This window comes from Mycobacterium sp. KBS0706 (assembly GCF_005938675.2).
In the GTDB taxonomy this organism is placed as follows: domain Bacteria; phylum Pseudomonadota; class Alphaproteobacteria; order DSM-16000; family Inquilinaceae; genus Inquilinus.
The window spans coordinates 1-15,419 of record NZ_VCCH02000069.1; the positions used below are offsets into that span (position 1 = coordinate 1).

Sequence of the window (15,419 nt, forward strand, 5' to 3'; positions counted from 1 at the left end):
CAGCCCGAAGGTGGTGCGGGGCGAGCCGATCTTTGGCATCGACACCCGGCTGCCAGGCATGCTGTACGCGGTGTTCGAGCGCTGCCCGGTGTTCGGCGGCACGCTGAGATCGGCCGATCTCGACGCTGCCCGCAGCCAGCCCGGCGTGCGCCAGGTGTTCACGGTCAAGGGCAACGGCCGGCCGGAAAGCCTGGTCGACGGCGTCGCGGTGCTGGCGAGCAACTGGTGGCTGGCCAACCAGGCGCGGCAGGCGCTGAAGGTCGAATGGGACGATGGGCCGGGCGCGGCGCAGAGCACCGAGGCCTACGACGCCCAGGCCAAGGCCCTGTTCGACGGCACGCCGCAGGCCGAGCTGTTCCGCGCCGGCGATGTCGCCGGCGCGCTGGCCGGCGCCGCGAAGCGGATCACGGCGGATTACGCCTATCCGTATCTGTCGCACGCGCCGCTGGAGCCGCAGAACTGCACCGCGCTCTACCGCGGGGACGGCGCGCTGGAGCTGTGGGCGCCATCCCAGATGCCGGAGCGCGGCCGCGGGCTCGTGGCCGAGGCGCTGGGGCTGAAGCCCGAGGCGATCACCATGCATATGCCGCGCATCGGCGGCGGCTTCGGCCGGCGGCTGATGAACGACTATGTCGTGCAGGCGGCGGCGATCGCGCGCCAGGTGCCGGGCACGCCGGTCAAGCTGGTGTGGACCCGGACCGAGGACATCCAGCACGACTTCTACCGCCCGGCCGGCTGGCACCGCTTCACCGCCGGCTTCGACGCGGCCGGCAAGCCGACTGTCTTCACCGGCCACTTCGTCACTCTGACCCGGGGCGGCAAGCCGGTGTCGGGCGGCGAGTTCGACTTCCAGGAGCTGCCGGCGCTGCTGACGCCAAACCTGCTGTTCGCCCAGTCCGGCATCGACAGCGTGGTGCCGACGGGGCCGATGCGGGCGCCGCGGTCGAATGGCCTGGCCTGGGCCTACCAGTCCTTCCTGGACGAGGTGGCGCTGGCGGCCGGCACCGACCTGCCGACGCTGCTGCTCGGGCTGCTCGGCGAGCCGCGGGCGCTGCCGGCACGGCAGGGGTCGCAGGTGCAGTTCCATACCGGCCGGGCCCGCGGCGTGATCGAGAAGGTGCTGGCGATGTCGAGCTGGCCGGTCAAGCCGGCGGCCGGCAGCGCCAAGGGCTTCGCCTTCTATTTCTGCCATCTCGGCTATTTCGCCGAGGTGGTGGAGGCGGCGGTGGCGCAGGACGGCACTGTGCGGGTGCCCCGGGTCTGGGTGGCCGGCGACATCGGCAGCCAGATCGTCAACCCGTCGGGCGCCGGGAACCAGGTTCGCGGATCGGTGGTCGACGGGCTCGGCCAGGCGCTGGGCGGCCTGTCGATCAAGCTGACCGGCGGGCGGATCGAGCAGGAGAATTTCGACACCTACCCGCTGCCGCGGATCCCGGGCACGCCGGACATCGCGGTCGAGTTCGTGCGGAGCGACTTCCCGCCGACCGGCCTGGGCGAGCCGGCGCTGCCGCCGGTGATCCCGGCGCTGTGCAACGCCGTCTTCGCCGCCACCGGCAAGCGGGTGCGGAAACTGCCGATCGACACCGCCGGCTTCACGCGGGCGGCTTGACGGAGGACGGCAACAGAAAGGGGCAGCCCTTGCCGGCTGCCCCTTTGCAATTATCTGTCATGCCCGGGCTTGACCCGGGCATCCAGAGACGGTCGACACCTCCTGGATTGCCGGGTCAAGCCCGGCAATGACAGGGAGAGTGTTCCGCCGATCTCAGTTGGCCACGTCGTTCTGGCGCTGCGCCTCTTCGCGCGGCAGCTCGGCGCCGGTCTGCTGGTCGATGAACTTCATCGACAGCTTGATCTTGCCGCGGTCGTCGAAGCCCAGGACCTTGACCTTGACCTCGTCGCCGACCTTGACGACGTCCGCCACCTTGGCGACGCGGCCGGGCCGCATCTCCGAGATGTGGACCAGGCCGTCGCGGCTGCCCAGGAAGTTGACGAAGGCGCCGAAATCGACCGCCTTCACCACCTTGCCGCTATAGATCTTGCCGACCTCGGGCTCGGCGACGATGCCCTTGATCCAGTTGATCGCCGCCTCGGCCGCGCTCTCGTCGACCGCCGCCACCTTGATGGTGCCGTCGTCCTCGATGTCGATCTTGGCGCCGGTGGTTTCGGTGATCTCGCGGATCACCTTGCCGCCGGTGCCGATCACTTCGCGGATCTTGTCCTTCGGGATCGAGAAGGTGGTGATGCGCGGCGCGTTCTTGTTGACCTCGCCACGGGCCGCCGACAGCGCCTTGGACATCTCGCCCAGGATGTGGACGCGGCCTTCGCGCGCCTGCTCCAGCGCGATCTTCATGATCTCCTCGGTGATCGAGGTGATCTTGATGTCCATCTGCAGGCTGGTGATGCCGCGTTCGGTGCCGGCCACCTTGAAGTCCATGTCGCCGAGATGGTCCTCGTCGCCCAGGATGTCGGTCAGGACGGCGAAACGGTCGCCTTCCTTGATCAGGCCCATGGCGATGCCGGCCACCGGGCTGCCCAGCGGCACGCCGCTGTCCATCAGCGCCAGCGACGAGCCGCAGACCGTGGCCATCGAGGACGAGCCATTCGACTCGGTGATCTCCGACACCACGCGGATGGTGTAGGGGAACTGCTCCTTCGATGGCAGCACCGGGTGGATCGACCGCCAGGCCAGCTTGCCGTGGCCGATCTCGCGGCGGCCCGGGCTGCCCATGCGCCCCGCTTCACCGACCGAATAGGGCGGGAAGTTGTAGTGCAGCATGAAGTTCTCGCGGTACTCGCCCTCGAGCGCATCGATGATCTGCTCGTCCTGGCCGGTGCCCAGCGTGGTGACCACCAGCGCCTGGGTCTCGCCGCGGGTGAACAGGGCCGAACCATGGGCCCGCTTCAGCACGCCGACTTCGGCGACGATCGGGCGGACCGTCCGGGTGTCGCGGCCGTCGATGCGCAGGCCGGTGTCCAGCACGTTGCCGCGGACGATGTCGCTCTCGAAATCCTTGAACACCTTGGCGCCGACGGCCAGCTCGGCCTCGTTGCCCTCGAGCAGGGCCAGCGCCTTCTCCTTCACCGCGTCGACCGCGGCGTAGCGGTCCTGCTTGCGCACGATCTTGTAGGCGTCGCGCAGCTCGCCGGCGACGGCCTGGAACTTGCCGCGGACGGCGGCGACCTCGGCCGGCTCCTCGGTCAGGGCCCAGGGCTCCTTGGCGCACAGCTCGGCCAGCTCGATGATCGCCTGGATCACCTGCTTGGCGGCGGCATGGCCGAAGGCGACGGCGCCGAGCATGATCTCCTCGGTCAGCTCATGCGCCTCGGACTCGACCATCAGCACGCCTTCGTCGGTGCCGGCGACCACGAGGTCGAGCTGGCTCTCGCCGGTCTGGGCGATCGTCGGGTTCAGCACGTACTGGCCGTCGATGTAGCCGACGCGGGCGGCGCCGATCGGGCCCAGGAACGGGATGCCCGAGATGGTCAGGGCGGCGGAGGCGCCGACCAGGGCCGCGATGTCCGGGTCATTCTCCAGATCGTGGCTCAGCACCGTGGCGACGACCTGGGTCTCGTTGCGGTAGCTCGGGTGGAACAGCGGGCGGATCGGGCGGTCGATCAGGCGGCTGACCAGCGTCTCGTTCTCGGACGGGCGGCCTTCGCGCTTGAAGAAGCCGCCTGGGATCTTGCCGGCGGCGAACGCCTTCTCCTGGTAGTTCACGGTCAGCGGGAAGAAGTCGAACTTCGACTTCTGCTTCGACCCGACCGCGGTGCAGAGCACGACGCTCTCGCCATAGGTGACGAGCACGGCGCCGTCGGCCTGGCGGGCGATCTTGCCGGTCTCGAGGACGAGCTTGCGGCCGCCCCAGTTGATCTCTTTGCGATAGATGTTGAACATCGCTTTTCCTTCATCGGACACCCCGTGCCTTCATGGGCCTATCGGGGTCGGGCCGCTCCACGCCGGGCCCGGGGGCGAAATACGACAAGCGCCGCCGGCACGGGTGCCGGCGGCGCTGATGTCACGAAACCAGAGTCTCTCTTCCCATCGTCATCCCAGCGAAAGCTGGGATCTCGTCACATACGCACCGGCTCGGGATTCCCGCTGGCGCGGGAATGACGACATGGAAGTGAGGAGGGTGCATACGCTTGGTCAGCGGCGCAGGCCGAGGCGCTTGATGATCTCGTCATAGCGCGCGACGCTCTTGCGCTTGAGATAATCCAGCAGGCGGCGGCGGCGGCCGACCATGATCAGAAGACCCCGACGGCTGTGGAAGTCCTTCGAGTGGGTCTTCAGGTGTTCGGTCAGGTTGGCAATGCGCTCGGACAGGATCGCGACCTGCACCTCCGGCGAACCGGTGTCCCCGGCCTTCGGGGCGTAGGTGCCAATGACTTCCTGCTTGCGCTCCGGCGTAATCGACATCGTGGTCTCCTGAATCAGAGGTTGAGGAGGCGCACCGGCCGGATCTCGCCGCCGTCGATACGGGCCAGGGCCACGGGAGCATCCCCGCAGGTGGCCAGAACGATGGCGTCCGGGTTGTCCGGATCGAGATCGAGGGCGGCGATCCGCTCCCGATCCGAGCGCCGCAGCAGCGCGACCGACTGGCCGTGCCGCATCCGATGCGCTTCAGCTTCCGTCAGGGCCACCGCCGGGATGTCGTCCAGCGGGGTCTCGACCGGAAGCAGAATGCCGTCGAGGGCCGATTGCTCGGCCCCCGGCTGCTTGGCTAGCGCGTCGATATGCTCCAAGGGGACCGCGTCGTCAAGGCCGAAGGGCCCGACTCGCGTGCGGCGCAATGCGACGATGTGTCCCACCGTGCCAAGGGCGACGGCAATGTCGCGGGCCAGGCCGCGCATATAGGCGCCCTTGCCGGACTGCACGTCGAAGGTGGCGTGGTCGCGGTCGGGGATCTCGGCCAGGCGCAGGTCGTCTATCCGGATCAGCCGCGGCGCCAGCTGCACCGCCTCGCCGGCCCGGGCCAGGTCATAGGCGCGCTCGCCATCGACCTTGATCGCGGAGAAGGCCGGCGGCACCTGGCTGATCTCGCCGATGAAGCGTGGCACCACCGCGGCGATGGCTTCCGGATCGGGCCGGACGTCGCTGGTCGCGGTGACCTGTCCCTCGGTGTCGTCGGTGTCGCGCGCCTCGCCCCAGCGGACGGTGAAGCGGTAGGTCTTCTCGCCGTCCATGGCATAGGGCACGGTCTTGGTCGCCTCGCCCAGCGCGATCGGCAGGATGCCGCTTGCCAAGGGGTCCAGCGTGCCGGCATGGCCAGCCTTCTCTGCATCGAAGATCCGGCGGATGCGGCCGACCACCTGGGTCGAAGTGACGCCGACCGGCTTGTCGACCACCACCCAGCCATGAACCGGGCGGCCGCGTTTTTTACGCGCCATCGGCGTCGTCCGCCTTGCCGTCCGACGGATCTTCCTCGTCGTCGGACAGGTCGCGGGCGATCACGTCCTGATGCAGCAGCGTGTTGATCTTCTGTGCATAGTCGAACGAGGTGTCGGCCTGGAAGCTGAGCTGGGGCGTGTGGCGCAGCCGGACGGCTTTCGCAACCTGGCCGCGCAGGAAGGATGCGGCCCGGCGCAGCGCCGGCAGCACGACGTCCATCTTGTCGCCGTTCAGCGTGGTGACGAAGACGGTGGCGTGCTTCATGTCCGGGCTCGGCCGGACCTCGGACACGGTGATCGAGACGCCGGCGAGGTCGGGGTCGTGCAGCTCGCCGCGCAGCAGGATCGCGGCCAGGGAATGTCGCAGCTCCTCGCCGACGCGCAGCTGGCGTTGGCTCGGGCCGTTGGCAGTGGTGTGTCGCATGGGGTCGTTCTCAAAACGCCGCGGTCCGGCTTGGGCCGGACCGGGGGAAGGATCCATCCGCCGCCGATCAGGATAGTCCCGATCGGCGGCGATGGTGCAGGAAATCAGGAAGCCGGCCTTACAGCTGGCGGACTTCCTCGACCAGCTCGAAGCACTCGATCACGTCGCCGACCCGCATGTCGTCGTAATTCTCGAAGGCCATGCCGCATTCGTAGCCCTCGCGGACCTCGCGGACTTCGTCCTTGAAGCGCTTCAGGGTCTTCAGCGTGCCTTCGTGCATGACGACGTTGTCGCGCAACAGGCGGACGCCGGCACCGCGCTTGACCACGCCGTTGGTGATCATGCAGCCGGCGACCTTGCCGACCTTGGTGATGTTGAAGACCTCGCGGATCTCGGCATTGCCGATGTAGTTCTCGCGCATCTTCGGCGCCAGCAGGCCGGTCAGGGCCGCCTTCACGTCGTCGATCACGTTGTAGATGATCGAGTAGTAGCGGATCTCGACACCGTCGCGCTTGGCCATCTCCCGCGCCTGCGGATTGGCGCGGACGTTGAAGCCGATCAGCATGGCGCCGGTCGAGGCGGCGAGGGTGACGTCGCTCTCGGTGATGGCGCCGACCGCGGAGTGCAGCACCCGCACCTTGACCTCGACATTGTCGCCCGCGGCCTTCTCCAGCGACCCGGCGATGGCTTCGACCGAACCCTGCACGTCACCCTTGATGATGACCGGCAGCTCCTTGGCCTCGCCCTCGCGGATCTTCTCGAACATCTGCTCGAGCGAGCCGCGCGCAGTGGCGACGTGAGAGGCCTCGCGGCGCTTGCGGGTGCGGAACTCGGTGATCTCGCGGGCCCGGCTTTCGCTGTCGACGACCACGAAGTCGTCGCCGGCGAGCGGCGTGCCGTTGAGGCCCAGGACCTCGACCGGCTGGGCCGGGCCTGCCGATTTCAAGTTCTGGCCGCGATCGTCGAGCAGGGCGCGCACGCGGCCCCATTCGCCGCCGGTGACGAAGATGTCGCCGACCTTGACGGTGCCGCGCTGGACCAGGACGGTCGCGACCGAACCGCGGCCGCGCTCCAGCTTCGCCTCGATCACCGAGCCTTCGGCCGGACGATCCGGGTTGGCCTTGAGGTCGAGCACCTCGGCCTGCAGCAGGATGGTCTCGACCAGCTTGTCGAGGCCGGCGCCGGTCTTGGCCGACACCGGGACGTCGAGCGTCTCGCCGCCCATCTCCTCGACCACGATCTCGTGCTGCAGCAGCTCGGTGCGCACGCGCTCCGGCTTGGCGTCAGGCAGGTCGATCTTGTTGATCGCGACGATGATCGGCACGCCCGCGGCACGGGCATGGCGGATCGCCTCGACCGTCTGCGGCATGACACCGTCATTCGCGGCCACCACCAGCACGACGATGTCGGTGGTGTTGGCGCCGCGGGCCCGCATCTCGGTGAAGGCGGCGTGGCCCGGCGTGTCGATGAAGGTGACGCGCTGGCCGGATGCGACCTGCACCTGATAGGCGCCGATGTGCTGAGTGATGCCGCCGGCCTCGCCGGACACCACGTTGGTGTGGCGCAGCGCGTCGAGCAACGAGGTCTTGCCGTGGTCGACATGGCCCATGATGGTGACGACCGGGGGCCGCGGCTGCAGGTTCTCTGCCGCGTCCTCGTCGCCACGCATGCCGATCTCGACGTCGGATTCGGCCACGCGCTTCACCTTGTGGCCGAACTCCGCCACCACCAGCTCGGCGGTGTCGGCATCGATCGACTGGGTGATCGTCGCCATCACGCCCATGCGCATCAGCGACTTGACCACGTCGCCGCCGCGCTCGGCCATGCGGTTGGCCAGCTCCTGCACGGTGATGACCTCGGGGACGACCACCTCGCGGGCGATCTTCTCCTGGTTCTGGCTCAGCTGGGCCAGACGCTCGCGCTCGCGGGCCCGGCGCATCGCCGCCAGGCTGCGGCCGCGGGTCTCGCCGTCGTCGCTGAGGGCCTGCACCACGGTCATCTTGCCGGAACGGCGCTTCGGCTCGGACTTGCCGGGGCCGGGGGCGCGCCGCGGCGGGCTCGCAGGGGCGCCGCGGCCAGGCAGCGCGGCGCCACGGCCGGGCGCACCGCGACCGGGAGCGCCGCCGCCGCGACGGCGGCTGTCCTCTTCATCATCGGCCGTGGCCGGGACGCCGCGCAGACCGGCCGGCTCGGCCGGGGCCCGGGCCGCGGCGGCCTGGCCGGAGCGGTCGGCGACCGCCTTGCGGCGGGCGTCCTCGGCGGCACGCTCGGCGTCGCGGCGCTTCTGCTCTTCCTCGAGCAGGAAGCGCTCCTCGTCGATCTTGCGCTTGGCCTCGTTCTCGATGGCGTTGAGCTCGTCGAGCTCGCGCCGGCGCAGCGCCTCGGGATCGAGCGGCATGGCCGGCTCCGGCGGCGCAGCCTCGACGACCTCGGTCTCCAGCAGCGCCTCGGGCTCGGCCGGTTCCGGCAGGAGCCGGCGGGCCTCCTCCTCGCGCAGGGCCCCCTGCAGGGCGCGCTGCCGCGCCTCGCGCTCGGCCTGCGAGAGAACCCGTCCGCCCAGCATGCCGCCGCCGCCACCACCGCGGGCGCTGCGGCCGGGCTGGCCTTCGGCCGCCCGCCGTGCCGCCGCGCCGCCATCGGCGAGAGCCGTGTTGGTGCCGCCGCGCTGGCGCTTGACCTCGACGGTCACCGCCTTCGAACGGCCGTGGCTGAATTGCTGGCGCACCTGGCCCGATGAATCGGCCGGCTTCCCACCGAGGGTGAGCTTGGGCTTCGCACTACCCAGCGACAGCGTCTTGCGATCCTGTTCCTTGCTATCCGTCATATCGTCCAGCGTGATCCGCCGCTATCCCTGTACAGAGAAGGCCGGCGCGGCATCGGATGCCTCGTCGACCACACCACGTCCAGCCGGTCCGACCCGGTCGGCTCGACCACGAATTCCGTCCAGCCGCGCCGCTTCCGCGACCAGCCGCTCCGCCAATCCACCGCGGGTCACCGCAGCGTGTACCATCCGGTCCCGGGCAAAGGCCATCCCGAGCGCGTCGGCGGAGAAGATCTCTACAAGCGCCGGCACCGGCCGGACCGCGGCGGCCAGGGCCGCCAGCTTGGCTCGCCCGTCCGCCGCGCCGTCCGATGCTGCGAGCAGCACCCCGACGCGGCCCTCGGCCAGCAACGCATGCACTTTCTCATATCCGGCCACCGCCTGTCCCGCCCGGCGTGCCATCCCGATAAGATCGATGCAGCTCCTGTGCAAGAGCGCTTCGACCCGATCGACCAGATCGTCGGGCGCGCGGACCGTCCGGCGCGCCGCCTTGGCGAACAGACCCTTGGCCTGGGCCCGAAGCAGGGCCTCGCGCTCGGCGGACACCCACAGGCCACGGCCCGGCAGCCGTTCCGCCAGATCGGGCACGACCTGACCGTCAGGGCCGACGACGAAGCGAATCAGCTCCGCCTTCGGCCGCACGGCTCCGGTCGCGATGCAGCGCCGCTCGGGCCCTTCGGCCTCGGGCAGGTCCGCGTCCTCGGGGAAAATGGCGGTCGGGTCGCTCAGGCCTTCTTCTCCTCGTCCTCGAACCAATGCGCCCGCGCCTGCATGATCAGGGCGTTGGCATCGTCGAGAGAAATCGTCTTTTCGCCGAGAATCTCGACCAGCTCGTCGCCGGCCAGATCCGCCAAATCGTCCAGGGTCTTGACCCCGGTCTCGCCGAGCTTGACCAGGATCGCCGGAGTCAACGCCTCCAGCGCCGCCAGGTCGTCGGCGACGCCGAGTTCCTTATATCGCTCCGTCAGCAGCCGGTCGCGCTCCGCGAGCCAGCGCAGCGCGCGTTGCTGCAGCTCGCCGGCCACGCCCTCGTCGAAGCCCTCGATCTCCGCCAGCTCGTCGAGCGGCGTATAGCCGATCTCCTCGACCTGACGGAAGCCTTCGGCCACCAGGAGATGGGCGATGACGTCGTCGACGTCCAGGGCCTCCATGAACAATTCGCTGCGCTGCTTGGTCTCTTCCTGGCGGCGCTCGCTCTCCTCGGCCTCGGTCAGGATGTCGATGTCCCAGCCGGTCAGCATCGAGGCGAGGCGGACGTTCTGGCCGCGGCGGCCGATCGCCAGCGACAGCTGGTCGTCCGGCACCACCACCTCGATCCGGTTCTGGGTGTCGTCCAGCACCACCTTGGCCACCTCGGCCGGGGCCAGGGCGTTGACCACGAAGGTGGCGGCGTCCGAGGACCAGGGGATGATGTCGATCTTCTCGCCCTGCAGCTCGCCGACCACGGCCTGGACGCGGCTGCCGCGCATGCCGACGCAGGCGCCGACCGGGTCGATCGAGCTGTCCTTCGAGAGCACCGCGATCTTGGCGCGGCTGCCCGGGTCGCGGGCCACCGACTTGATCTCGATGATGCCGTCATAGATCTCCGGCACCTCCATGGCGAACAGCTTGGCCATGAACTGGCCATGGGCGCGGGACAGGAAGATCTGCGGCCCGCGCGGCTCCTCGCGCACGTCGTAGATGAAGGCCCGGACGCGGTCGCCGACCTTGAAATGCTCGCGCGGCAGCAACTCGTCGCGGCGGATGACGCCCTCGGCACGGCCCAGGTCGACCGTGACGTTGCCGTATTCCACGCGCTTGACCGAGCCGTTGACGATCTCGTCGACGCGGTCCTTGTATTCCTCGAACTGGCGATGACGCTCGGCCTCGCGCACCTTCTGCACGATCACCTGTTTCGCCGTCTGGGCGGCGATGCGGCCGAAATCGATCGGCGGCAGGTCGTCGATGACGAAGTCGCCGACCTTCTTGTCCGGCCAGCGCCTGGCCGCGTCCTTGGCGTCCAGCTGCGTGGCCTCGTCCTCGACCGTCTCGACGATCTGGCGGTAGCGGCGCAGCTCGATATCGCCCGACTTGCGGTTGATATAGGCGCGGATGTCGTGCTCGTGGCCGTATTTGGAGCGGCCGGCCTTCTGGATGGCCTGCTCCATCGCGGTCAGCACCTCGTCGCGATCGATGCTCTTCTCGCGGGCCACGACATCGGCAACGTGCAGCAGTTCCATAGCCTTGGGCGTTCCTATGCGTCTTGGGCGTCGGGCTGGGGGGCAGCGGCTGCGGCCGCGGCCTCGGCCTGCTCGACCTCTGCGGAGGCGGCTTCGATCAGGGCGTCGGTGAGGATCAGCTTGGCCCGCTGGATCTCGGCGAAGGGCAGCCGCACCGGCTCCTCCCCGATCTCCTCGGACCGCAGCAGCACCGTCTCGCCCTCAAGCCCGGCGAGGACACCGCGGAAGCGCTTGCGGCCGTCGACCGGGACCCGCGTCTCGAGCCGCGCCTCGTGGCCGAGGAAGCGCTCATAGTCGACGGGCCGGGTCAGCGGGCGGTCGATGCCGGGGGAGGAGACCTCGAGCATGTAGGCCGTCGGGATCGGATCCTCGACATCGAGGATCGCCGACACCGCGCGGCTGATCTCGGCGCAGTCGTCCACGGTCATGCCGCGGCGGTCGATCCGCTCGGCCATGATCTGAAGCTGCGGCTTGTGCTCGCCGCCGGTCATGAGAACGCGCACGACCTCATAGCCCATCGCCTCCAGCGACGGCGCCACGATCGCGCGCACCTGATCCACTTGCGTCATCCTCTCCGGCATTCCCCGCGTCCAGAGCCTTGGAAAGCCGTCACCACAACGAAAAAAGGCGGGCCGCAGCCCACCCTCTCAATCGTCCGACTGAACCATAGTCAAGCCGAACGCTATGGGTAACGGCGCTGATATATAGCCATCCGCCACAGATACGCAACCTGATTCGCCCCCGCCGGTCGCGGCCTGGTTCGGTATGGCCGTTGCGGCAGGCCGGACCAGGCGTCTCGCCTGGCACGATTCGATCGTTGACAGCGTCGGTTTTTTTGCGTCAGGCTTAGTTCGTCAACCTGCCGAACAAATGGGGATGATGCAGCGCCTCGACAACCCCGTGCCGCTGATGCGCCAGCTCAGCCTCCGCGCCGTGATGGAGACCGTCCTCCATCGCGGGCCGATCTCGCGGTCGCAGATCGCGCGGGAGACGGGCCTGTCGAAGCAGACGATCTCCGAGGTCATGCGGGTGCTGGAGGAGGCGGGCTGGGTGCGCGAGACCGGCCGGACGCACGGCGCGATCGGCCGGACGGCGGTAACCTACGAGGTCCGGCCCGACGCCGCCTTCGTCCTCGGCATCGATCTCGGCGGCAGCAAGGTGATCGTCGCCCTGGCCGATCTGGCCTGCAGCATCGTCGACGAGGCGGTGGAGCCGACCGACCTGACCGGCGGCCAGGCCATCCTGGCCCAGATCGTGGCGCTGCGGGACCGGCTGATCGCCCGCAGCGGCATCGACGGCAGCCGGATCAAGGTCGCGGTGCTGGGCAGCCCCGGCGTGCTCGACCCGGCCTCCGGCAGCATCCGCCTCGCCCCCAACATCCCGGATTTCGACGGCTTCGACGTGCGCGGCGCGCTGGAGACGGCGCTGGGCTGCCCGGTCCGGGTCGAGAACGACGTCAATCTCGGCGTCATCGGCGAGCATTGGCAGGGCCGTGGCCGGGACGCCGCCTCTTTGGTGTTCATGGCCATCGGCACCGGCATCGGTGCCGGGGTGCTGGTCGACGGCAAGCTGCTGCGCGGCGCCCGCGGCGCGGCGGGCGAGGTCTCCTACCTGCCGCTCGGCGGCGACCCCTTCGATCCGGAGCTGCGGGCCAAAGGCGTGTTCGAGGCCGCCGCTGCCGCCAGCGGCATCGTCGCCCGCTACGAGGCGGCGGGCGGAGAGCCCGGGCTCACGGTGCGCGACATCTTCGATCGCGCCGCCGTGGGCGAGGCGCCGGCCCGCAACACGCTTGCGGAGACCGCGCGGCTGCTGGCCCTGGCCATCGCCGCGATCTGCGCCGTGGTCGATCCGGAGCGGGTGGTGCTGGGCGGCAGCATCGGCATCCGGCCGGAGATGCGGGACCTGATCGAGCCGGAGCTCCGCCGCTGCCTGATCGACCCGCCGCCGGTCGAATGCAGCAGCCTGGGAAACCGCGCCACCCTGATCGGTTCGCTCGCGGTCGGGCTAAACCGGCTGCACAACGCGCTGTTCGGTGCCAACGACCTGCCGGGCGAGCTGCCGTTGCCCGTCACCCTGAGGATGCTGACCGATGCCGCCTGATCCCGTCGCCATCGCCCTCCCCGGGACCGGGAACGACCTGACGGAGGCGATCAGCGCCGCCATCGCCGCGGTGCATGCCCGGGGCGGCGGCGTGGTGATGGTGCCGCCGGGCGACTGGACCAGCGGCGGGCTGCGCCTGCTCGACGGGGTGCGGCTGCATCTGTCGGCGGGTGCCCGGCTGGCGGCGGCGCCGGGCTGGGATCGCTATGTCGACACCGCAGTCGACAGCATCGCCGAGGACTCCGACCGCGGCTTCATCACCGCCGCAGGCGCACGCGACATCGGCATCACCGGTCCCGGCCTGCTGGTCGGCGACAGCCGGCATTGGCGCGTCGCCGGCGCCGGCAGCCTGGGCACGCATCTGCCGGTCGACCGCCGGCCGCGCATGGTGGTGTTCGAGGATTGCGAGCGGGTCGAGATCGCCGATATCGGCATCGAGGATTCGCCGATGTGGACGATCCATCTGGTCGGCTGCCGCCGGGCGGTGGTGCGCAATGTCGAAATCCGCAACGACAAGCGCATGCCCAACACCGACGGCATCAACCTCGACGGCTGCTGCGATGCCCGGATCGAGGGCTGCTTCATCAGCGCCGCGGATGACGGCATCTGCCTGAAGACCACCCGCCGCGACCCGGCCCGGCTGCGCCACTGCGAGCGGATCGTGGTCACCGGCTGCGTGATCGAGAGCGAGAGCTGCGCGCTGAAGATCGGCACCGAGACCTGGGCCGACATCCGCGACGTTGTCTTCGCCGATTGCGTGGTCGCCGCCTCGAACCGCGCCTTCGGCATCTTCTCGCGCGACGGCGGCGTGATCGAGCGTATCCGCGTGAGCGGGGTGACGGTCGACTGCCACCAGACGCCGGAGGGCTTCTGGGGCTGCGGTGAGCCGGTAACGATCACCATCGCCCGCCGCCATCCGGGGGTCGAGCCCGGCGCGGTGCGCGACGTGGTGATCGACGGCCTGTCCGGGCGGGCCCAGGGCGCGGTGGTGCTGGTCGGCCTGCCCGACCGCCCGGTCGGCCCGGTCACCCTCGCCAATATCGACCTGCGGCAGGTGGTGGGACGCCTGGACCCGGTCGGCCATTACGACCTGCGCCCGACCACCGCGGACCTGGCGCCCCAGCCGGGGCAGGAGGGCCGCAAGAACGCCTGGGTGCGCGGCGCCGACGGCCGGATCGTCGGGCTGGTGCCCTACGAAGGCGGGATGCCGGCGCTCTACGCCCGGCATGTCGACGATCTCGGCCTGGCCCAGATCCGGCTGCGGCGGCCGACGCTGATGCCGTCCGGCTGGAACCGGACGGCGATGGTGCTGCGGCACGTCACCCACACACCCGACCTGGCCCCTGACAGCCGGAGCTGACGGAATGGCGTCCCTGACCCTCGACCGCATCAAGAAGACCTTCGGCCCGGTCCCGGTGATCCACGGCATGGACCTCGAGATCCGCGACGGCGAGTTCGTGGTCTTCGTCGGCCCCTCGGGCTGCGGCAAGTCCACCCTGCTGCGGCTGATCGCGGGGCTGGAGACGCCGACCGAGGGCACCATCCGCATCGGCGGCAAGGACGTCACCGCGGCCAGCCCGGCGGCGCGCGAGATCGCCATGGTGTTCCAGTCCTACGCGCTCTACCCGCATATGACGGTGCGCCAGAACCTGTCCTTCGGGCTGGAGAACCTGCGCATGGCGCGGGCCGAGATCGAGCGGCGCATCCTGGCGGCGGCGAAGATGCTGGCGATCGAGCCCTATCTCGACCGCCGGCCGAAGGAGCTGTCGGGCGGCCAGCGCCAGCGCGTCGCCATCGGCCGGTCGATCGTGCGCAACCCGTCGCTGTTCCTGTTCGACGAGCCGCTGTCCAACCTCGACGCCGCGCTGCGGGTGCAGACCCGGGCCGAGATCAGCAAGCTGCACCGCGAGCTGGGCACCACCATGATCTACGTCACCCACGACCAGGTCGAGGCGATGACCATGGCCGGGCGCATCGCCGTGCTGCGCGACGGGCGGCTGGAGCAGTTCGGCCCGCCGCTGGAGCTGTTCAACCGCCCGGCCAACAAATTCGTCGCTGGCTTCATCGGCTCGCCGCGGATCAACATGTTCGCGGGCACGCTGGCGGGGCGGACGGAGACGGGGGCGGTGATCGACGCGCCGGGCCTCGGCATCGTGGCGCTGCCGGTCGATGCCGGCGGGCTGGCGCCGGGCGCCGCAGTCTCGGTCGGGATCCGGCCGTCGCATCTGCGCCTCGGCGATGACGGGCCGGTGCGGATGCTGGTCCAGCACAGCGAGAATGTCGGCACCGAGACCTATGTCTACGGCGCGGTCGAGGGTGCTGCCGAGAGCGTCGTCCTGCATGTGCCGGACCAGCTCTCGGTCGCCATCGGTTCGGTGCTGCCGCTGTCCCTGCCGCCCGGGCGCTGCCACGTCTTCCGCGAGGATGACGGCCGGGCGCTCGCCCCGCTGGCGGAGTCGGCTTGATC

General features: G+C 69.9%; 12 protein-coding genes. 4 read left to right on the top strand and 8 right to left on the bottom strand.

The annotated features are described in order from the left end of the window. Positions 1-1,609: xanthine dehydrogenase family protein molybdopterin-binding subunit (locus FFK22_RS29170; RefSeq protein ID WP_143956888.1), on the top strand; the 1,609-nt coding region annotated here is incomplete at its 5' end. 153 nt (positions 1,610-1,762) lie between these two features. Here FFK22_RS29170 and pnp read toward each other — a convergent pair. The 8 genes from pnp to rimP all read right to left on the bottom strand — a co-directional run bounded on the left by pnp (position 1,763) and on the right by rimP (position 11,412). Then, entirely contained in the window at positions 1,763-3,895 is a 2,133-nt protein-coding gene (gene pnp, locus FFK22_RS29175) for a polyribonucleotide nucleotidyltransferase (RefSeq protein ID WP_138885783.1), read from the bottom strand. Between the two features lie 252 nt (positions 3,896-4,147). Then, complete coding sequence (gene rpsO / locus FFK22_RS29180) at positions 4,148-4,417, bottom strand: 30S ribosomal protein S15 (protein WP_138885782.1); 270 nt, start codon at positions 4,415-4,417, stop codon at positions 4,148-4,150. 14 nt (positions 4,418-4,431) lie between these two features. Next, the gene (gene truB, locus FFK22_RS29185; protein ID WP_138885781.1) at positions 4,432-5,388 is read right to left on the bottom strand and encodes a tRNA pseudouridine(55) synthase TruB; all 957 of its coding nucleotides are present in this window, start codon (positions 5,386-5,388) and stop codon (positions 4,432-4,434) included. Beyond that, positions 5,378-5,812 (bottom strand): 30S ribosome-binding factor RbfA, encoded by a 435-nt coding sequence (rbfA, locus tag FFK22_RS29190; protein WP_138885780.1) that lies wholly within the window; start codon positions 5,810-5,812, stop codon positions 5,378-5,380. Before rbfA ends, truB begins: the two co-directional genes overlap by 11 nt. 118 nt (positions 5,813-5,930) lie before the next feature. Continuing rightward, positions 5,931-8,636, bottom strand: coding sequence for a translation initiation factor IF-2 (infB, locus tag FFK22_RS29195; protein ID WP_138885779.1), 2,706 nt, complete (start codon positions 8,634-8,636; stop codon positions 5,931-5,933). Positions 8,637-8,657: 21 nt separating this feature from the next. Beyond that, entirely contained in the window at positions 8,658-9,389 is a 732-nt protein-coding gene (locus FFK22_RS29200; protein ID WP_221938945.1) for an RNA-binding protein, read from the bottom strand. Then, positions 9,359-10,852: a transcription termination factor NusA gene (nusA, locus tag FFK22_RS29205; RefSeq protein WP_138885778.1), complete on the bottom strand. Its 1,494-nt coding sequence runs from the start codon at positions 10,850-10,852 to the stop codon at positions 9,359-9,361. The genes FFK22_RS29200 and nusA overlap by 31 nt, the downstream gene beginning before the upstream one ends. Positions 10,853-10,866: 14 nt before the next feature. Further along, on the bottom strand, positions 10,867-11,412 hold the full coding sequence (rimP, locus tag FFK22_RS29210) for a ribosome maturation factor RimP (RefSeq protein ID WP_221938946.1): 546 nt from the start codon (positions 11,410-11,412) through the stop codon (positions 10,867-10,869). 316 nt (positions 11,413-11,728) lie between these two features. Here rimP and FFK22_RS29215 point away from each other — a divergent pair, with 316 nt between their 5' ends. The 3 genes from FFK22_RS29215 to FFK22_RS29225 are packed head-to-tail and all read left to right on the top strand — an operon-like array spanning position 11,729 to position 15,417. Further along, positions 11,729-12,952 carry an ROK family transcriptional regulator gene (locus FFK22_RS29215; protein ID WP_221938947.1) on the top strand — a complete coding sequence of 408 codons (1,224 nt, stop codon included), beginning with the start codon at positions 11,729-11,731 and terminating at the stop codon, positions 12,950-12,952. Continuing rightward, positions 12,942-14,312, top strand: a complete 1,371-nt coding sequence (locus FFK22_RS29220) for a glycoside hydrolase family 28 protein (RefSeq protein WP_138885776.1) — start codon at positions 12,942-12,944, stop codon at positions 14,310-14,312. Before FFK22_RS29215 ends, FFK22_RS29220 begins: the two co-directional genes overlap by 11 nt. Before the next feature lie 4 nt (positions 14,313-14,316). After that, positions 14,317-15,417, top strand: a complete 1,101-nt coding sequence (locus FFK22_RS29225; RefSeq protein WP_138885775.1) for an ABC transporter ATP-binding protein — start codon at positions 14,317-14,319, stop codon at positions 15,415-15,417. The last annotated feature ends 2 nt before the right edge of the window (positions 15,418-15,419 follow it).

Bases quoted from the DNA above. Each gene is read 5' to 3' on its own strand.
- pnp (WP_138885783.1), bottom strand. From the start codon at position 3,895: ATGTTCAACATCTATCGCAAAGAGATCAACTGGGGCGGCCGCAAGCTC.
- rpsO (WP_138885782.1), bottom strand. From the start codon at position 4,417: ATGTCGATTACGCCGGAGCGCAAGCAGGAAGTCATTGGCACCTACGCC.
- truB (WP_138885781.1), bottom strand. From the start codon at position 5,388: ATGGCGCGTAAAAAACGCGGCCGCCCGGTTCATGGCTGGGTGGTGGTC.
- rbfA (WP_138885780.1), bottom strand. From the start codon at position 5,812: ATGCGACACACCACTGCCAACGGCCCGAGCCAACGCCAGCTGCGCGTC.
- infB (WP_138885779.1), bottom strand. From the start codon at position 8,636: ATGACGGATAGCAAGGAACAGGATCGCAAGACGCTGTCGCTGGGTAGT.
- nusA (WP_138885778.1), bottom strand. From the start codon at position 10,852: ATGGAACTGCTGCACGTTGCCGATGTCGTGGCCCGCGAGAAGAGCATC.
- FFK22_RS29215 (WP_221938947.1), top strand. From the start codon at position 11,729: ATGATGCAGCGCCTCGACAACCCCGTGCCGCTGATGCGCCAGCTCAGC.
- FFK22_RS29220 (WP_138885776.1), top strand. From the start codon at position 12,942: ATGCCGCCTGATCCCGTCGCCATCGCCCTCCCCGGGACCGGGAACGAC.
- FFK22_RS29225 (WP_138885775.1), top strand. From the start codon at position 14,317: ATGGCGTCCCTGACCCTCGACCGCATCAAGAAGACCTTCGGCCCGGTC.